Consider the following 19,638-nt stretch of genomic DNA (forward strand, 5'->3'; position numbering starts at 1 on the left):
GACTTTTAATGTCATCATTAGCTTAGTTTTTTTAGCAAATTATAGTAATAAATATATTTAAATTCCTATCTTTAATTCAAAGATGTGGCAGGCTTTTTTTACTACAAGAAGTTTTAATAGTATATTGCTATGATTTTGAAGCGGTAAAAGCAGAGCAACTGATCTAAAAACAAAGCTCATTCAATAACTATAAAGGCACAGGTTTAACAGACACATAATGAAGAAAATTTTAGTAACAGGTGGAGCTGGTTATATAGGTTCTCATACAGTGGTAGAACTGCAGGAGGCGGGTTATGCGCCTATTATTATAGATAACTTTTCTAATTCAGAGGAAAGTGCTTTGGAAGGTATTGCAGCTATTCTGGGGAAAGAGATACCTTGCTACAGAGTAGATTGCACCGACGCTGTGGCTATGAGACAAGTGTTTGAGCAGGAGCAGGATATACAGGGAGTTATTCATTTTGCGGCTTACAAAGCTGTAGGAGAGTCGGTAGCAGAACCGCTGAAGTACTACCACAACAATGTGGGCTCGCTGGTTGCCCTGTTGCAGGTAATGAGTGAGTTTAACGTATATAACCTCGTGTTCTCTTCTTCCTGTACGGTGTATGGTATACCTGATAAACTTCCTGTTACGGAACAAACGCCGGTACAGAAAGCGAACTCTCCGTACGGCAACACGAAAAAGATTTGTGAGGAAATTCTCTCAGACCTTGCTGCCAGTGGAGCGGAAATGAATTCTATCGCGCTGCGTTACTTTAACCCGATTGGCGCACATCCTTCTGCCCGTATAGGGGAATTGCCACTAGGCGTTCCAAGCAACCTGGTGCCTTTTATTACACAAACAGCCATTGGCATACGGGAGCAAGTAACCGTTTTCGGTAGCGACTACGATACCCCCGACGGCACCTGTATCCGGGATTATGTGCACGTGGTAGACCTGGCAAAGGCGCATGTGGTAGCAATAGACAGACTGCTGGAGGGAAAGGTAGATAAGCTGGAATTCTATAATGTAGGTACCGGTAACGGTAATACTGTGCTGGAAGCCATCCAGGCATTTGAGCTGGCAACAGGCGTGAAGCTGAATTATAAAATAGGACCGCGCCGCGCAGGTGACGTGCCTAAAATATATGCCGATGTAACCAAAGCAACAGAAGTGCTTGGCTTTAAAACAACCAGTACGCTCGAAGAGGCCATGGCAAGCGCCTGGAAATGGCAGGTATCACTTAAAGAATCTACAACAGAAGCTTAATATGAAAATTTTAATCACAGGTGGAGCGGGCTTTATCGGCTCTCATGTAGTAAGGCTATTTGTAAATAAGTACCCTGACTACCAAATATTTAATCTGGATAAACTTACCTATGCCGGTAATCTGGCAAACCTGGCGGATATTGAGGAAAAAGAAAACTACCAGTTTCTGAAGGGCGATATTGTAGATGCTGACTGGCTGGACGAGATATTTACAACCTATAAATTTGATGCTGTTGTACACCTGGCTGCTGAGTCGCATGTAGATCGTTCTATTACAGACCCGCTTGCCTTTGTGCAGACAAACGTTATTGGTACGGTGAACCTGCTCAATACGGCCCGTAAGCACTGGAAAGAAAATCTGCAGGACCACCTATTTTACCATATTTCTACCGATGAGGTATATGGTTCGCTAGGAGAGGATGGCCTCTTTACAGAGGAAACCGCTTATGATCCACGCTCACCTTATTCTGCTTCTAAAGCCAGTTCTGATCATTTTGTAAGAGCCTACTACCATACCTACGGCCTGCATGTAAAGGTATCGAACTGCTCTAACAACTATGGCCCAAATCACTTTCCCGAGAAGCTGATCCCATTGGCTATCCATAACATTAAAAATGAAAAGCCTGTGCCGGTGTACGGCAAAGGCGAAAATATCCGCGACTGGTTGTATGTGCTCGATCATGCCCGTGCCATCGATGTTATCTTCCACGAAGGTAAAGTGGGCGACACCTACAATATTGGGGGTATAAATGAATGGCGTAATATCGACCTGATAGAGCTGCTGTGTGATGTAATGGACGAAAAGCTGGGCAGAGAGAAAGGACAGTCCCGCCAGCTGATCACTTTTGTAAAAGACCGTGCCGGACATGATTTGCGCTATGCCATTGATTCTTCGAAACTGGTAAACGAGCTGGGCTGGAAGCCTTCTGTAACGTTTGAAGAAGGCCTTGCCAAAACCGTAGACTGGTACCTGCAAAATTCGGAGTGGCTGGATAATGTTACTTCGGGCAATTACCAGTCTTACTACGAGCAGCAGTATGTAAATCGCTAAGGCGGTAATTTAAACTCAAAAATCCTGAATCAGAAATTGTTGTAGAGGTTGGCAAGCGGAGAGGTAGAGCAGCAATTAAATAAGAACCAATCAAAACCATGAAGGGAATCATACTTGCCGGAGGCTCTGGTACCAGGCTTCACCCGCTTACCTTGGCTGTTAGTAAACAACTAATGCCTGTTTACGACAAACCTATGATCTATTATCCGCTGTCTACGCTGATGCTGGCCGGTATAAAAGATATCCTGATTATTTCGACACCGCACGATCTGCCTTTGTTTGAGCGCTTGTTAGGCGATGGTAGCCACTTAGGCTGCAGCTTTAGCTATGCGGTGCAGGAGGAGCCAAACGGCCTGGCGCAGGCATTTGTAATCGGTGAAGAGTTTGTAGGCAGCGATAAAGCAGCATTAATATTGGGCGATAATATTTTCTATGGTTCCGGTATGAGTAAACTGCTGCAGAGCAACAACAACCCGGACGGCGGTGTGGTGTATGCCTACCATGTGCACGATCCGGAGCGTTACGGGGTGGTAGAATTTGATGCAAGTAATGTGGCCATTTCTATAGAGGAGAAGCCAAAGCAGCCGAAGTCTCATTATGCTGTTCCCGGCTTGTATTTCTACGACAACGATGTAATTGATATTGCAAAGAACCTGGAACCAAGCCCTCGTGGAGAGTACGAGATTACGGATGTAAATAAAGAGTATCTGCGCCGGGGAAAGCTGAAGGTAGGTATACTGGATCGTGGTACAGCCTGGCTCGATACAGGTACGATTCAGTCGCTGATGCAGGCTGCTACTTTTGTGCAGGTAGTAGAGGAGCGGCAGGGGCTTAAGATCGGTAGTATCGAAGAAGTAGCCTATCGCATGGGTTTTATTGATGCCGAGCAGCTGCAGCGTATAGCAGAACCTTTGCGCAAAAGCGGTTATGGCGAATATCTGCTGAGTATTTTAAAATAAAGGCCAGTAATAGGCAAAGAAGAGGCTGTTCAGGTTTGAGCAGCCTTTTTTATAGCACCGCGCTCCCTTATACCACAAACCCCAGCACCAGCCCGCCGAGAATCAGAAGTGGGGCTGGTACCTTTGTAAACATGAGCAGGGCAAAGGTGGCGGCTACAACAAATATGTTCAAGTAGCTGGGGTCGAGGGGGCGAAACAGCAGAATTGCTGCAGCCATTACCATCCCCGTGCTTACAGCACTGATGCCTTCCAGCGAAGCCCGTATAACACGGTATTTTTTTAGCTCATCCCAAAAACGAATTACAAAGAAGATAAGGAAAGTGCCTGGCAGGAAGATGCCCACCGTTGCAACAATAGAACCTAGCAGTTGCCCTCCAATACCGTGGCTGCGCATAGACAGTGCACCAATATAAGAGCAGAAAGAGAACACTGGACCGGGGAGCGCCTGCATAATAGCATAACCTGAAAGAAATTCCTGGCCGCTGAGGTAATGCTTAAAATCAACGAACTCGGTATACATCAGCGGGATAAGCACTTGCCCGCCACCAAAGATCAGGCTGCCATTCCGGTAAAAGTTCTCGAACAAACGAACAGGCAAACTGTTTGTAGCCTTGCCTACCACGGCGGCAGTTATCAGTACGGCGCCAAACAAGATAAAATTTGCCCACTGTATATGTATCTTGTTTTTAGGTTCCAGCGGATGCCTTTTAAACCGGAAAGCCGTGACTGCCCCACCGGCAAGCAGCAGCACCGGGAAAATCCAGGGAGAGTTAAAGAAATAGGCTATAATGGCTGATATTACCATGATAACAGTAGCTGTTTTGGTATGAATAACTTTTAAACCGATCATGTAGGCGGCATAGCAGACAAAGCCAACGGCCATGGGTTGTATGATCCGTAAAAAGTGAAGCGATATGTTTTGCTCCTGCAGGTAATTGATGGTAACGGCTGCGGCCGTCATTACAATAGTGGCTGGCAGTAACCAAACGATCAGGGTCAGATAAGCCAGGTTTGGGCCACCTATTTTAAAGCCTATAGCCGTAACAGTCTGGGTAGAAGTAGGGCCGGGAAGAATCTGGCAGAGGGCATTAAGCTCTATCAGCTCCTGCTCTGTAAGGTAGCGGCGCTTATCTACCAGTAGCTTAAACATCATGGCAATGTGAGCCTGCGGACCTCCGAAAGCCGTTAAGGCCAGAACCAGAACATCTTTCAGGAAAATATAGTAGCGCAAACTCATACCTTAAATATAAAAAAGAGAGACGACCTTGCTGCCATCTCTCTTAATTGTTTTATGCAAATACCGAAATTAAGCCTTTTTCAGCCCAAGCTCAATCAGGCGTTCGTTCAGGAACTCGCCTGCCGTAGCATCCGGGTAAGCCTTAGGGTTCTGCTCGTTTATGCAGCTCTCAAGGCAGGTAAGGTCCATTTCGGAGCGTGGGTGCATAAAGAACGGAATAGAATAGCGCGAAGTATGCATCAGCTCACGTGGCGGGTTTACCACCCGGTGAATAGTAGACTTCAGCTTGTTATTGGTGTGGCGGGCCAGCATATCGCCAACGTTTACCACTACCTGCTCTGGCAGCGCTGTAATCGGAATCCATTTGCCATCGCGGCGCAGTACTTGCAGGCCATCTGCACTGGCACCCATCAGCAGGGTAATCAGGTTAATATCGCCATGCTCTGCAGCGCGTACTGCATCGGCAGGCACGCTATCCGGGTCTTCTATCGGGAAGTAGTGGATAGGGCGCAGAATGCTGTTGCCATACTTCACTTTCTCATCGAAATAATTTTCCGGCAGCTCCAGGTGCAAAGCAATTGCGCGCAGTACCTGCTTGCCCGCAGCCTCTAGTTTACTGTAAGCTTCTAATGTAACTTCTTTCAGCTCCGGAACTTCTTCAGGCCAGATATTGGCAGGATATTCTTCTTTGATAGGATCTGAGTCTGGAATACCTTCCAAATCCTGGCCTACATGGTAGAACTCCTTTAAATCGCCGGTGTTAAAACCTTTTGCTTTTTCTCTTCCCTTGCCTACGTAGCCACGCTGGCCGGCAAGCTCCAGTACTTCATACTTTTGCTTAATCTCGTCTGGCAGGGCAAAGAATTTCTTAACAGTAGCATACAGTCTTTCGGTAAGGTCATCGCTTAGGCCATGGTTGCGCAAAGCAATAAAACCGATGTTCTGGTAGGCGTCGCCCAGCTTCTTCACAAATTGCGCTCTTTGTTCGGCATCGCCTGATGTAAAATCGGCAAGGTCCAGAGAAGGAACCTCATCAAATAATATTTCGCTCATATTAAAATAGCTGTATACTTTTATGTATTATAAACGTAGCCGCAATATACATAAAATTCAAATCGCTATTCCATAGCTATAGCTAAACCAGATATCTAGCTCATGAAAAAAACATATTTTTTAGTTGCTGCTGCTTTTTTAGTGGGGATGTCAGCCTGCGATACTACAAGACCGGCACAAGAAGCTGATACTAGGGCAACAGTAGTAAGAACAGCGCCTTCGCCAGCCGGGGATGTAATGAATAGCAATGGACTGCGGGTATACGCATTTAACGATTCGCAGCCTTACCCGGAGTCGCAGCTACGCCTGATTGTGCCGGCTGCAGGAGGCAGGGCAGAGGCAGGTGCCGTAGAGTTTGTCTACGATGTTTCTAATTTCCAGCTCTCCCGCATGACGCCCCACTCCAATGCAGAGCACCTGGCAAATTCACAGGAAGGGCAGCATATTCATAACATTGTAGACAACGAGCCTTATACCGCTCATTACGAAACTACTTTTACAAAAGAGATTTCGGAAGGAGACCATGTGATACTCTCTTTCCTCTCCAGGTCTTACCACGAAAGTCTGAAGCACCAGAATGCCTATGACCTGCGTGTGGTTACCGTAGGCAACCCGAAGCAGAGGATCAATTTTGACGTTAACGCACCGCACATGTTCTATAGCAGGCCCAAAGGAGAATATATAGGGGCAGATGCAGAGCATATTATGCTCGATTTTTACCTGGTAAATACAACGCTTGCATCAAACGGAAACAAAGTAAGGGCTACTATCAACGGAACGGAATTTATGCTGGATAAATGGATGCCCCACATTATAGAAGGTCTTCCTATGGGTGAGAATACCATTAAACTGGAACTGCTTGACAAGAATGGAAAAGTTATGCCAGGGCCTTATAACAGCGTTGAGCGCACTATAACGTTACGCGCAGAATAGTACTGCTCTTTATGGCATGCAAAGTCCCTGAAATTGGCAAGTCCCGCTATTCAATAAAGAGTAGCGGGACTTGCCAATTTCAGGGGCTAAAAGGCAACTACTTGTCGTCTTTGGATCTGTTTGCGTTTTGGTTTGAAGGGCTCGCAATCGAATTGCGCATATCGGTATCGGACTGGATATTCTGCATTTTATAGTAATCCATAATGCCCAGGTTACCGCTTCTGAAAGCAGCTGAGATAGCCTGCGGAATTTCTACTTCAGCCGCAATTACAGAGGCGCGTGCCTCCTGGGCTTTCGCTTTCATTTCCTGTTCTACGGCAACAGCCATGGCACGACGTTCTTCTGCTTTTGCCTCTGCTACTTTTAAATCGGCTCCAGCCTGGTCTATCTGTAGCTTTGCGCCAATGTTTTCACCCACATCAATATCGGCAATATCAATGGAGAGTATTTCGTAAGCTGTACCGGCATCCAGTCCTTTTTGTAGTACCAGTTTAGAAATAATATCCGGATTCTCCAGCACGCTCTTGTGTGAAGCAGATGAGCCGATAGAGGTAACAATGCCTTCGCCAACACGGGCCAGGATAGTCTCTTCGCCTGCACCGCCTACCAGCTGCATAATGTTGGCGCGCACGGTTACACGGGCTTTGGCAATTAATTGTATACCATCCTGAGCAACGGCAGCCACATTAGGAGTGTTGATTACTTTAGGGTTTACAGATGTTGTTACCGCTTCGAACACGTTGCGGCCAGCAAGATCGATGGCTGTGGCTTGTTTAAACGAGAGTGGAATATTGGCTTTGTCGGCTGAGATCAGAGCTTTTATCACATTCGGCACATTGCCACCAGCCAGGTAGTGTGTCTCCAGCTCTGTGGTAGTAACATCTATGCCTGCTTTCGTCGCGTTGATCATAGAGTTTACAATAAGGCTTGGCGGCACCTTACGGATACGCATAAATACCAGTTCCAGCAGGCCTACCCGCACCCCCGAGAACAAGGCCGTGATCCAAAGGCTGATCGGAACGAAGTATAAAAATATCATGAGCAGGATGATAGCACCTGCAATCAGAAACAGTAATGAGAAATTTTCCATCTGGTTGGTTAAGAATTAGCTTACTTCTTCGACAATGATCTTATTCTGAGATAAATTAATAATGCGAATGGTGGTATTAGGGGATATAAATTCACCTCTTGTCTGTACCTCATGAAGCTTCTCATTAAAAGTGGCAGTGCCCTGAGGGCGTAAAGCAGACACAGTTTTGCCTTCTTCGCCAACTTCTAACACGTGCATATTGTCTTCGTTCACACGGCTTCTGTTGCTTTCGTTTAAGGCAAAGCGGGTCCAGGCATCAGATCTGAAACTATAGAAGAAGGTAACAACAGCCACAAGCGATGAGGCTCCCAGTATGATATGTCCGGTGGTGGTGCCAAGTGCAGCATATCCAATCCAGATGCCTATACCTGTAAGGGCAAAACCCAGGATACCCACTACGGTAGTACCAGGCACAAATATCAGCTCTACTATAATCAGAAGCAGACCGATGCAAATCAACAATATTACTGTAACCCAATCTATAAGCATGGCTTGGAAATGCTAGTAAGAGTAAATATAATGAATTTAGTCTTAAATAAACCATATTCATCATATTTTTATACTCACTGCAAATAAAAGCGCCACTTCCGGTTTAAGGAAGTGGCGCTCACTGTTTAAATGGTTTTTAGCTCTTGGTGAGCAGTTAAAGTGCTGTGTTATTAATAAGCCTTGGCAAAATAAACACGCTTGTTGGAAGGTTTGCCTGTCAGCATATCTGTACCTTCTTCTTCGGGCGTATCCAGGGCGATACAGCGAATAGTGGCTTTGGTTTCTTCTTTAATGCGCTCTTCTGTTTCCGGAGTGCCATCCCAATGAGCCAGTACAAAACCGCCTTTGCCTTCCAGCACCTGCTTAAACTCTTCGTAGCTGTCTACTTTAGTTGTATGTGCTTCTCTGTAAGCCAGGGCTTTGCTGTAAATATTTTGCTGAATCTCCTCCAGTAGCTCAGGTATGTACGCTGTTAGCGAATCGAACTGCTGAGAGCTCTTTTCTTTTGTATCGCGGCGGGCCACTTCGGCAGTACCGTTTTCAAGATCGCGGGCTCCTATGGCAATGCGCACAGGCACCCCTTTCAGCTCCCACTCGGCAAACTTAAAGCCGGGGCGCTCGGTATCGCGGTTGTCGTATTTCACGCTGATACCTTTTGCTTCCAGTTCTTTCTTCAGCTGCAGCACCTTTTCGCTGATCTGGCCTAATTGTTCTTCCCCTTTGTAAATGGGCACAATTACTACCTGGATAGGAGCCAGCTTTGGAGGCAGCACCAACCCCTCGTCGTCGGAGTGCGCCATAATCAGAGCTCCCATCAAACGGGTGCTTACTCCCCATGATGTTCCCCAAACATGCTCCAGGCCTCCTTCTTTGGTGGCAAACTTCACATCGAATGCTTTGGCAAAGTTCTGGCCCAGGAAGTGAGAAGTACCGGCTTGTAAGGCTTTGCCGTCCTGCATCAGGCCTTCGATACAATACGTGTCTAATGCGCCTGCAAAGCGTTCGTTAGGCGTTTTTACACCTCTTACCACTGGCAAAGCAATGTATTGCTCGGCAAAAGTGGCGTATACCTCCAGCATCTGCCTTGTTTCGGCAATAGCTTCATCTGCAGTGGCATGCGCTGTATGGCCTTCCTGCCACAGGAATTCAGCTGTGCGCAAAAACAGGCGGGTACGCATTTCCCAGCGCACTACGTTTGCCCACTGGTTTACCAGCAAGGGCAGGTCGCGGTAGCTCTGGATCCAGTTTTTATAAGTGTTCCAGATAATGGCTTCAGAAGTAGGGCGTACAATAAGCTCTTCCTCTAGCCGGGCTGCCGGATCCACACGTAGTTTGCCCTTATTATCCGGGTCGGTCTGTAAACGATAGTGTGTTACAACAGCACATTCTTTTGCAAAGCCTTCCGCATTCTGCTCTTCGGCTTCGAACAAGCTCTTGGGCACGAACAAAGGGAAGTACGCATTTTCATGTCCGGTTGCCTTAAACATGTCGTCTAACACACGCTGCATTTTTTCCCAGATGGCATACCCGTATGGTTTAATTACCATACAGCCCCGAACTGCAGAATTCTCAGCTAAACCTGCTTTCTTAACCAGTTCGTTATACCATAAGGAATAGTCTTCACTTCTTTTTGGTAAGCCTTTGCTCATGATTTTGAGAAATTTTATATTATATTGTCAATCAATGATATTATTGGAATGAATTTTGCTGCTCTAATTTTAGAAAAAGCATATCAATCTGCGCCAAAAATACGTTATTAAATTATACTATCTATAAGGTTTTGCGCGATTGTGTCTTTATCTTTATAGATATGAATTTAACTTCCCGATTATCATGAAAAATATAACTAAACTCACTATAGCGCCTGTACTTGCACTGCTGGCCGTAGGATGTTCAAGTCCTATTAACATGCAGACAAGTGAGTACGACGATATGTACTATAGTTCTTCCGACAGAACTGAATTTGTACAGCCGGAGGCACAGGCGTCTAACCAAAGCTATGACACGTATGCTTCAGATAATGATTCGCAGGCATTGTCTGATTCGGAGGTACTGAACCCGGAATATTCTGATAACTATAACCTAGGAACCGAAAACTACTATGGAGACGAAGACTATTATGACGGACGATCTTATTATGCGTCCCGCAGCAACAGTTTTTACAGGCCTAATTACTCTTTTATAGATTCCTACTGGGGTACGTCTTTTAGTGCCTTTAATCCATACTATAGCAGAATGGGCTTTTACGATCCGTTCTACGACCCGTTCTACGATCCATTTTTCTATGATCCGTTTTACAGACCGTTCTATGGGCCTTACAGATCTGGCATTTCCATCAGCATTGGCATGGGCTGGGGCTGGGGAGGTGGCTGGGGAGGCTACGGCTACAACCCTTACAGACCTTACTATGGCGCAGGCCGCTGGGGATACAACAACTTCTATAATGGTTATTACCAAGGCTTCTACCAAGGCTATTATGCTAATGGAGGCCTTTTCGAAAGTCCGAGAAGAGTGCAGTACGGCCCTCGTACTGCCAGAGGAGGAATGGCAGCACCTGCTTCAAGAAACCAAGGCAATGTAAGGCCTCAACGTACCCAGGCTACTACAGAGCGTGAGCAGCGTGTTGTAATTGGTCCTGATGGAAATACTATAAGGCCAAGCCGTTCGCAACGTAATGCCTTAGGAAACCAGGGAACTGTTGAAACACAGCCACAGGCTGCTCCGAAAGAGTCTATTTCCAACAGGCCTAACAGGGTGATAAGAGGCGGTACTGAAACATCTGTAAACCAGGCACAGCCACAACAGATAGAGCAGCGCCAGCAGGCTGCACCACAGCCACAAAGACAAGCCCGGCCACAACGTTCTTCTGGCGTACAGCAGCAAAGTACCCCTACCAGGACATACGAGCGCAGTACTCCAACCAGAACCTACGAACAACGCAGCACTCCTACTCCTAGCAGAAGCTATGAGCAGAGAAGTGTACCAAGTACACCACAAAGAAGTACTCCTCCACCAAGTAACAGCGGCGGCGGTGGCCGACCAGCAAGAGGAGGAAGAGGAAATTAATAGTTAAGTTAAAATTTCATGAAAGTAAGACATATTGTTTCTGCCAGCTTAGCCCTTGTGCTAGGCTGGAGCGGAACCGCTTTTGCCCAAACCGAGATGGATGCTTTGCGTTACTCCCGCTTAGGTATAACAGGTTCTGCACGTATTCAGGGTATCGGAGGAGCTCAAACAGCATTAGGGGCCGATATTTCAACACTATCTGCGAACCCTGCCGGTTTGGGTATGTTCCGCCGCTCCGAAGTAAGTATAACACCAGGTTTTGGATCTATTGGCACCACTTCTATCGCAAATCGCTTTACAACATCGGATGAGAAAAATACAGTAAGCATCCCTCATGCGGGTATTGTCTTTTCAAGTCGGAAAGGTGATAACGAAGAAGGAGACTGGCGAGGTGCAAGCTTTGGGTTGAGTATATCCAGGCTGAACAATTACAACAATCAGATCAATTACAGAAATACTGTTCGGCCGCCTGCAGATCCGAATGCAAATTATCATAACACTATTGTAGATTATTTTGCGGAACTGGCCAATAACAGGACCTTATTTGGTGGTGAAACCTTGGATGAAAGCCTGTATGAAAACTCAAACCAGTCGTACGAAGGTCTGGCATATAGAACATATCTGATTGATGTTTTCGAGGATGAACTGGGTGAATATGCTGCCCCTCTTATGATCTCTAAAGATGTGGATGTGAAGCAGCGGGAAGAAATTATCAGCAGAGGTTCTCAGAGCCAGTTTGATATAGGAGTTGGTACAAGTTATAAAGACAAATTATATTTAGGAGCCTCTATCGGCATTGTAACTGTTAATTTTTCTCAGAACCGAAGGTTTTATGAAACCGGATATTACGTTGAGAGTTATGATGAGAACGGGCAACCGCTTGGGCAAGGTAATTATAGTTTAACGCTTAACGACGAATTTACAACGCAGGGGACAGGTATAAACCTGAAGGTAGGGGCAATTTTCAGACCTGTGGATGCAGTTCGGTTAGGGGCTACCATTCAAACTCCAACAGCCTATACCTTTATTGATAGTTATTGGTCTTCTTTATCAGCAACGCATTATGATGGCGGTGTAGAGGAAGAAGCAACAACCCCTGGAGAGTATAATTATGCTCTGACAACTCCATTCAGGGCTACAGGTGGTATTGCTTTCTTTTTTAATAAGGTTGGCTTCGTTACCGCTGATATTGAGTATGTAAACTATGCGAACGCACGTTTTAATTCAACAAGTGGAGAATCTGCCTCTGTTTTTGCGGCAACTAACAGTAATATACAGCGCAACTTCAAATCAGGTGTAAATTATAAGCTTGGAGCTGAAGCCAGATATCAAGTGTTCCGATTCAGAGCAGGTTATAATTCTTCTGCTGATCCTTATACTGCTAATACGTCTAACGAGTCAAGAATTAGCACCTATACTTTGGGCACAGGTATAAGGCTGCAGAATTTCTATATTGATGCGGCTTACCTCAACAGCAGTACTACAAACTTCTACTCTCCTTACGTGTTTAGCGATGGAACAGGACCTGTAGTAGAAAACCAGGAAAGAATGAATAATGTAGTCTTTACAGTAGGGTACAATTTCTAAATTTTACATTCTGTTTTCAAAAGTAAAGGCGGCAGTCTCACCAGGGTTGCCGCCTTTGCTTTTGTTTAAATTTTTACCTGACACAAAGCGCCATAGCTATAGTTTTAGCAATAGCTTATGGCGAAACCGCAAGAAACTGATATCTTTAGGATACTAAACTAAAAAACCAATCTAATGCATATTAAACTTAAAGCTAGTCTTTTGGTGGCTGCGCTTGTATGTTTTGCCTTTGTGGGAAAGGCACAGCAGAAAAAAGAAGTAACGCTGGAAGATATTTACCGCAAAGGTACTTTTTCGGCGAAGTCGGTTTATGGTGTAAACTGGATGAACGACGGACGCTACTACAGCTCACAGGTAGCCGACGAGCAAAACCGTGTAACAGACATTGTGCGCTACGATGTAACAACGGGCCAGCCTGTTAATACAATCATAGAAGGCGAAGACCTGAAACCGGCCGGAAGCAATACACCTATCCGGTTTAATAGCTATACCTTTAGCTCTGATGAGCAGAAGGTGCTTTTTGCCACAGAGCAGGAGCAGATCTATCGCCGCTCTTCTAAAGCCGAATATTACGTGTACGATATCGCCTCTAAAAAGCTAACCAAGCTGAGCAACGGTGGCAAGCAAATGTATGCTACTTTTTCGCCGGATGCCAGGCGCGTTGCTTTTGCCCGCGAAAATAACATGTTCTTTGTAGATCTTGCCAGTATGCAGGAAACGCAAATTACAACCAATGGCAAGTTTAACGAGATTATTAACGGTTATGCGGATTGGGTATATGAAGAAGAGTTCAGCTTTGCCCAAGGCTTCCACTGGTCGCCAGACGGCTCCAAAATCGCTTTTTATACCTTCAACGAAAGCCGTGTGCCGGAATTTAACATGCAGATGTGGGGGGAACTCTATCCGCAGGACTATAAATTTAAGTATCCTAAAGCAGGTGAGGCCAATTCTGTCGTAACTGTTTCGGTTTATAACCTGGGCAACGGGCAAACCGTGAAAATGGAAACCGGCAGCGAAACAGACATGTATATACCGCGCATCAAGTGGACAAACGATAGCAACCTGCTGTCTGTCCAGCGGATGAACCGTTTGCAGAACACATTGGAAATTCTGCACGCCAATGCCACAACAGGTAAGGCAAACGTAGTGCTCAAAGAAACAGATAAAGCCTACATCGATATCACCGACGATCTGATTTACCTGAAAGACGGGAAGAACTTTATTCATTCTTCTGAAAAAGACGGCTTTAACCACCTGTACCTGTACAATATAAACGGTAAGCTGGTGCGCCAGATTACGAAAGGTAACTGGGAGGTAAGCAACTTCATCGGGTTTGATGAAAAAAGTGATGTGCTCTACTACATGTCTACGGAGGTATCGCCGCTGGAACGGCACCTGTACAGTATCAGCAGCAAAGGCAAAAACAAAAAGCGCCTGACTACCGAGGCTGGTACACATAGCATTAATATGAGCCACGACTATAAGTACTACCTCAACTACTATTCTGCTGCCAATGTGCCTTCCACTGTTAGTTTACATACTGCAAAAGATGGCAAACTTGTAAAGGTGCTGGAAGATAACCAGAAGCTAAAGAGTACACTGGCGCAGTATAATATTGCCAGGCAGGAGTTCTTTACCATGAATACTTCTGATGGAACAAAGCTGAACGGCTGGATGATTAAACCTACAGATTTCGATCCTAACAAAAAATACCCTGTGCTGATGTTCGTGTATGGCGGGCCTGGTTCGCAAACTGTTACCAACAGCTGGGGTGGCGCTAACTACCTGTGGTACCAGGTATTGGCAAGCAAGGGAGCCATTGTGGTAAGCGTAGATAACCGTGGTACTGGTGCAAGAGGCGCAGACTTTAAAAAAGTGACTTATGCCGATCTGGGTAAATATGAAATAGAAGATCAGGTTGAAGCGGCTAAGTGGCTGGGCAACCAGGCTTATGTAGACAAGAGCCGCATTGGCATCTGGGGGCACAGCTTCGGGGGGTACATGACACTGCTGGGCCTTACCAAGGGTAACGGTGTGTTCAGAGCCGGTATATCGGTAGCTCCGGTAACAAACTGGCGCTTCTACGATAGCATCTACACCGAGCGCTATCTGAAAACACCTCAGGAAAACGCTTCAGGGTATGATGATAACTCTCCGCTGATGTTTGCTGACAAGCTGCAAGGCGATCTGCTGTTGATTCATGGCACAGGCGACGATAATGTGCATTTCCAAAATGCCGTAGCAATGCAGGATGCCTTGATCAGTGCCAACAAACAGTTCGAAAGCTTTTATTATCCAAACCGTAACCACGGTGTTGGTGGTGGTATCACCAGCTTGCACCGCTTTAAAATGATGACAGACTTTTTAGAGCGTAAGCTGATTAACCCAACTGCCGGGCAAAGCCAGTTATAAGAGGGAATGTGCTTTCACAAATCAAAAGGCCCGCCACTTACCTGGCGGGCCTTTTGATTTGTGAAAAGTTATTTTGTAAACGGAAGCCTGGAGCCTAAGCGAAACTCTACTACGTTTGCAGAGCCGCCATGTGCTTTTAAATCTATGGCGGTAAAAATATTGTTTGTAATAAGGTATTTTACTCCCAGGCGCTCATAATAAAAGGTTTCCACCTTGTACGGGCGGTACAGGTAAAGCCCTAAATGGGTTTCCAGTATCAGCTTGCCCATCACAAGCTCATGCCCGATCATACCTCCTACACGACGGACATCGGGCAGGCTACTCTCCGGATCAAGCGTAGGGTCCTGGTTGCGTACGGTATAAAGAGATTGATCGTGAAATCCTTCTATACCTGTAATCAGATTGCTTTTACGGTTCAGTTGTTTGCCAAAGGCAATAGAAAAAGAGCGTGCTGAATACTTTTCGAGGTGTTCCGGAGACAGGCGTTTAACACCTATACTTCCGCTTATATCTATAAAAGTATGTGCTCGGAAAGGCTCCCGCTCTACCTGCGTGGTTGTGAAAAGAGGCAGCGTGTAATAATTTACGCCAACCGACAAAGTAGGAAGGTTTAGCCCCAGGTTAGGCTTTCGTCGTGCTCCGTTTGAATAATGATGGAAACCAAGCCCGGCATTTAAAGAAAGGTTATGCCTGATCTTATAGTCATAATCCAGCCTTGCCTGCATCGTAGCATTTAGCCTGTTGCTAATGGTTTCATTTTCCGGGTTGCGTTCAGCATCATACCTGTTCGTGAAGTAGGCTAAGCCCGTGCCTACTCTAAGATGAAGCTCGTGATGCTCGGACCTGTGAAAAGGTTTGCTGACATAGGGGCTAATGGCAAAAGAATGCCCCAGCGAAGGGTTATTGTAGTCAAACCAAAGCAGCGAAACGCCAAGCCGGGGGTAATTATAGTCCTGGTGCCACTCACTGGAGCCGGTAGTCTGTAGCTGGATGTTAATTTCTACTCCCTGCGGCTGCGTACCTCTTAAATTCTCCATACGCGGAGAATGAATCAGAAGAGCGGCGTGCTGGGAGCTGGCGCCAATTACAAAAGGCTTAGAGCTTTGCCCAAGGCTGGCGAAAGGGGTAAAGCAAAGTAAGGTAAAAAGGATGGCTATTGATCTGGAAAACATGCCTGTATAACTCCTTGGTAAGAATTAAATGGATTTTGCTGTGTTTACAGCTTGTTTTGCACAAAAATAGAACCAACCAGTCAGGATTAAAAGTTTCAGAGTATAGAACTTGCTAAAACATAGCACCTTTTATAAGAGCTGATAGGTAATACATAAATTGCTGACAGTCAATAACTGCGTGGAAGCACACAGCCAGTAGGCTGTAGTGCAGAAGTATATAGGCGGAGTAAAGGTGCTATAGTGCTCCGGGCCGGGCAATACTGTTATAGGCCCGGCGCGCATGGCCTAAAAGTCTGCTGCTGTTTCGGCCCAGGAAAAGTTGCCGGGTAAGTTCTGTTTTATTCAGCAGATAAGCACATAGCAGCGGCCCGATAATCCCCAGCGCAATATAAGGCAGAAAAGGAACCCGCTGCCCTGTAACCAGGTACACCAGGGTGTTGATCATGATGTGCAGGTACAGGATTGGCAACGTGTTTTGCCCGACGTAAGAGAGGAATGGCTGCAGGGCTGTTCTACTTAGCAACATGGCCAGCATGAGTATGGTTAATGTAAAGATGGGCGGTACCAGAATATTCAGCAACGGATCTGAAATTTTAGAAGCCCGCATGTCAACCTGAAGCTGGAACAGGCCTATGTCGCTCAAATAGAACAGCGTACAGCAAAAAGCCAGCAGTATACCCAGCAAAGGCAGGTACTTCCGGAAATCCTGATTAATGCTGTTGATGAATCTCTGGCTATAAAACCCGATGGCAAAATAAGTTAAGGCAATAAAGGCTACATTTATGTTCCAGGGCAGCGAAAACCTGATGAAGTGATTCATAGCCATGCCGGCAACGTAAAAGGCAGCTATAGTACCAATTACCTGCAGCTCGTTTTTAGCTCTCATTCTGATCAGGGTAAAAAGCATAAGCGACAGGTACAGGCAGTTGATAAACCAGAACACTAAAAAGGGATCTCCCTTCATGGCTCTGCCGCCATAGAAAAGCAAGAATGTGGCTTTTAACTGCGGATATGTAATAAATATTTTGTCCAGCAGGTTAAAATTAGACAAGACTATGATAAACAGGAAGCCATAAGCAAAGTAAGGAACAAGCAGGTTAGACGTTCTTTTCTTTACAAACCTCCAGAGGTCTTGTTGCTGTGGCTGCTTGTAAAGCAAGCCGCTGAGAATAAAGAACGATGGCATACGAAACCAGGCAAACCATCCGATTATACCTGCACTTGTGGGGTGAGCATGAAAAATAACCACAAGTGCAATTACCACAGCTCTGCATACATCAAGGTAATGTAAGCGTTGGTTTTTGTCGGATGCTGAAATAGGCTTGCTTGTTTGGCAGATGCTTGAAGCTTGGTTCATGAAATTTTCAAAGGAAAAGTTGGATGCTGTCCTTTTATACTATTTTAGAAAAATATGCTGCACCAGCAGGTATAATTTGTAAGTGAAAAGCATCTAATGAAGGGTGAACAGTATTTAAAATTTAGTAGCGTGATTTGTGAAGCTATAAAATATAGCTGTTCAGTAGTAAAAGCGCTTCTAAAAACAGGTAAGAAAAGCAGCAGAAGGTAGCTAGGAAAAAATTATAAAAGATTTTTTCCGGCAACAGGGTGATAATTCGTTATACAATCAGATTAACAGTAAAAAATCTTATGCAGACAATGGCAAGCCCTGTAATGGCTGTAGATATGCGTGAGGCCCTGGTCCAGGATCGGGAGAAGACGCTGGAGAAAATATATGGCAAGGTATACCCGATGGTGCTTCATTATGTAAGGCAACATGCTGGCACAGCTGATGATGCACAGGACCTGGTGCAGGAGGCTATTATCATTTTTTATGAAAAGGTAGTGCATGAGAAGCTGCAGCTTACAGCCTCGGCTACCACTTACATAATGGCTATCTGTAAGAATATGTGGAGGCGTGAGCTGGAAAAGCGGAACCGCCGGCAGGAGCTTTCGCCGGAGCATTATGAACTGCTGAAAGATGTTACCGGACAGGAAGAGCACCCTGAACACCAGCTCCACATGTTTGTCGAGCAACTGGGGGAGAAGTGCAGCAAAATGCTGGTTTCTTTTTACTACCTGGGGCAGCGCCTGGAGGAGATCGCAGCGCAGCTGCAGTATAGTTCGGTGCGTTCTGCCACTGTTCAGAAGTTCAAGTGCCTGGAGCGTTTGCGCAAATCTTTGGCAGCTTATACTATCAACCATTTCAGATAATGAAGTATGCGTCCTGAGCTGGAAGAAATAAAGGACCTGGAGAATTACCTGCAGGGCCACCTCTCTGCGGAGGAGGAGCTGGAGATAGAGATACGCCTGCTGTGGGACCAGGAGTGGAAACAGCAGGTGGCGCAGCAGCAGCTTTCCTATAGTGCCATACGAGAGGCAGGCAGAAAACATCTCCGGCAGGAACTACAGGCAATTCACAAGAGGTTGTTTAGGTAAAGGCTTACCCTTCCTGTAAATTCAAATTACTTATGTTACCAAAGTGAACACACACCAAAAGGGAGTGTAGGCACACGTGTGCCCATAATTTTCATCTATTAAAGCAAAACAACTATGAGTATTTCAGCAAACTATAAAAATGAATTCCGCAAGTTTGCCGTGTATGGCCAGGGCTTGAATGGCTTAACCGTAGACAGGTATATGAACCACGTAGAAAGTATAGCAAGGCAACACCAGGTACAGAACATGACCCGCTCTGTTATTGAAGAACGCCCCACTAACTTTCGTGAAATCGATGTGTTCTCGCGGCTCATGATGGACCGGATCATCTTCCTGGGAACACAGGTAGAGGAGAACATTGCCAACATCATTACAGCACAGCTTCTTTTCCTGGAATCGGCTGATGCTAAGAAAGATATCCTGCTTTACATCAACAGCCCTGGTGGTTCTGTATATGCCGGCTTAGGTATTTATGATACCATGCAGTATGTAAGTCCCGATGTAGCTACAATCTGTACAGGCTTGGCTGCCTCCTTTGGCGCTGTACTGCTGGCTGGTGGTGCAGCTGGTAAACGCTCTGCCCTGCCTCATGCCCGCATTATGATTCACCAGCCGCTGGGAGGCGTGCAGGGGCAGGCCTCCGATATAGAAATTACTGCCCGTGAAGTGCTAAAGCTGAAGAAAGAACTATACGAAATTATTGCCTTACACAGCGGCAAAAGCTACGAAGAGATTCATGACAACGCTGACCGTGATTACTGGATGCGCGCAGAGGAGGCAAAAGCATATGGTATTATTGATGAGGTGCTGGTAAGATAACCGATACCGCTAAAGCAGGCAGAGCAACGCCATCAGATACAGGTATAAACACAGCCCGGCAGTGCAGGCGAAGGGTTTTCTCTGA

At 45.9% G+C, this 19,638-nt stretch carries 17 protein-coding genes; 10 read left to right on the top strand and 7 right to left on the bottom strand.

Annotation, left to right across the window (positions count from 1 at the left end; genetic code table 11):
* Positions 1–217: 217 nt before the first annotated feature.
* The 3 genes from galE (at position 218) to rfbA (ending at position 3,259) form a co-directional block, all read left to right on the top strand.
* Positions 218–1,249 (top strand): UDP-glucose 4-epimerase GalE, encoded by a 1,032-nt coding sequence (galE, locus tag C1N53_RS17965; protein WP_137760630.1) that lies wholly within the window; start codon positions 218–220, stop codon positions 1,247–1,249.
* Position 1,250: 1 nt separating this feature from the next.
* Complete coding sequence (gene rfbB / locus C1N53_RS17970) at positions 1,251–2,300, top strand: dTDP-glucose 4,6-dehydratase (RefSeq protein ID WP_137760631.1); 1,050 nt, start codon at positions 1,251–1,253, stop codon at positions 2,298–2,300.
* Positions 2,301–2,398: 98 nt separating this feature from the next.
* Positions 2,399–3,259, top strand: a complete 861-nt coding sequence (rfbA, locus tag C1N53_RS17975; RefSeq protein ID WP_137760632.1) for a glucose-1-phosphate thymidylyltransferase RfbA — start codon at positions 2,399–2,401, stop codon at positions 3,257–3,259.
* A 67-nt stretch (positions 3,260–3,326) separates the two neighbouring features.
* On the opposite strand, the gene chrA is transcribed toward rfbA, so the two are convergent.
* Both chrA and C1N53_RS17985 read right to left on the bottom strand, forming a co-directional pair.
* Positions 3,327–4,496, bottom strand: coding sequence for a chromate efflux transporter (gene chrA / locus C1N53_RS17980; protein ID WP_137760633.1), 1,170 nt, complete (start codon positions 4,494–4,496; stop codon positions 3,327–3,329).
* A 69-nt stretch (positions 4,497–4,565) separates the two neighbouring features.
* Positions 4,566–5,549, bottom strand: coding sequence for an isopenicillin N synthase family oxygenase (locus C1N53_RS17985; protein WP_137760634.1), 984 nt, complete (start codon positions 5,547–5,549; stop codon positions 4,566–4,568).
* Positions 5,550–5,651: 102 nt separating this feature from the next.
* Here C1N53_RS17985 and C1N53_RS17990 point away from each other — a divergent pair, with 102 nt between their 5' ends.
* On the top strand, positions 5,652–6,482 hold the full coding sequence (locus C1N53_RS17990) for a hypothetical protein (RefSeq protein WP_137760635.1): 831 nt from the start codon (positions 5,652–5,654) through the stop codon (positions 6,480–6,482).
* Positions 6,483–6,579: 97 nt separating this feature from the next.
* Here C1N53_RS17990 and floA read toward each other — a convergent pair whose 3' ends face one another.
* From floA to proS, 3 genes are all read right to left on the bottom strand, one after another.
* On the bottom strand, positions 6,580–7,572 hold the full coding sequence (gene floA / locus C1N53_RS17995; RefSeq protein WP_137760636.1) for a flotillin-like protein FloA: 993 nt from the start codon (positions 7,570–7,572) through the stop codon (positions 6,580–6,582).
* A gap of 15 nt (positions 7,573–7,587) precedes the next feature.
* Complete coding sequence (locus C1N53_RS18000; RefSeq protein ID WP_137760637.1) at positions 7,588–8,061, bottom strand: NfeD family protein; 474 nt, start codon at positions 8,059–8,061, stop codon at positions 7,588–7,590.
* Positions 8,062–8,231: 170 nt separating this feature from the next.
* Positions 8,232–9,710, bottom strand: a complete 1,479-nt coding sequence (gene proS / locus C1N53_RS18005) for a proline--tRNA ligase (protein WP_137760638.1) — start codon at positions 9,708–9,710, stop codon at positions 8,232–8,234.
* A 184-nt stretch (positions 9,711–9,894) separates the two neighbouring features.
* Here proS and C1N53_RS18010 point away from each other — a divergent pair, with 184 nt between their 5' ends.
* The 3 genes from C1N53_RS18010 (at position 9,895) to C1N53_RS18020 (ending at position 15,126) form a co-directional block, all read left to right on the top strand.
* Entirely contained in the window at positions 9,895–11,127 is a 1,233-nt protein-coding gene (locus tag C1N53_RS18010) for a hypothetical protein (protein ID WP_137760639.1), read from the top strand.
* An 18-nt stretch (positions 11,128–11,145) separates the two neighbouring features.
* Entirely contained in the window at positions 11,146–12,714 is a 1,569-nt protein-coding gene (locus C1N53_RS18015; protein ID WP_137760640.1) for an OmpP1/FadL family transporter, read from the top strand.
* A gap of 174 nt (positions 12,715–12,888) precedes the next feature.
* On the top strand, positions 12,889–15,126 hold the full coding sequence (locus C1N53_RS18020; RefSeq protein ID WP_137760641.1) for a S9 family peptidase: 2,238 nt from the start codon (positions 12,889–12,891) through the stop codon (positions 15,124–15,126).
* A gap of 68 nt (positions 15,127–15,194) precedes the next feature.
* On the opposite strand, the gene C1N53_RS18025 is transcribed toward C1N53_RS18020, so the two are convergent.
* On the bottom strand, positions 15,195–16,298 hold the full coding sequence (locus C1N53_RS18025; RefSeq protein ID WP_137760642.1) for an acyloxyacyl hydrolase: 1,104 nt from the start codon (positions 16,296–16,298) through the stop codon (positions 15,195–15,197).
* Positions 16,299–16,533: 235 nt separating this feature from the next.
* Positions 16,534–17,655 (bottom strand): acyltransferase family protein, encoded by a 1,122-nt coding sequence (locus C1N53_RS18030; protein WP_137760643.1) that lies wholly within the window; start codon positions 17,653–17,655, stop codon positions 16,534–16,536.
* Between the two features lie 290 nt (positions 17,656–17,945).
* Here C1N53_RS18030 and C1N53_RS18035 point away from each other — a divergent pair, with 290 nt between their 5' ends.
* The 3 genes from C1N53_RS18035 to C1N53_RS18045 all read left to right on the top strand — a co-directional run bounded on the left by C1N53_RS18035 (position 17,946) and on the right by C1N53_RS18045 (position 19,553).
* On the top strand, positions 17,946–18,509 hold the full coding sequence (locus tag C1N53_RS18035) for an RNA polymerase sigma factor (protein WP_240773266.1): 564 nt from the start codon (positions 17,946–17,948) through the stop codon (positions 18,507–18,509).
* A gap of 6 nt (positions 18,510–18,515) precedes the next feature.
* Entirely contained in the window at positions 18,516–18,734 is a 219-nt protein-coding gene (locus C1N53_RS18040) for a hypothetical protein (protein ID WP_137760644.1), read from the top strand.
* Between the two features lie 114 nt (positions 18,735–18,848).
* Complete coding sequence (locus C1N53_RS18045; protein WP_137760645.1) at positions 18,849–19,553, top strand: ClpP family protease; 705 nt, start codon at positions 18,849–18,851, stop codon at positions 19,551–19,553.
* Positions 19,554–19,638: the final 85 nt, after the last annotated feature.

The organism is Pontibacter sp. SGAir0037 (genome assembly GCF_005491705.1).
Taxonomy (GTDB): domain Bacteria; phylum Bacteroidota; class Bacteroidia; order Cytophagales; family Hymenobacteraceae; genus Pontibacter.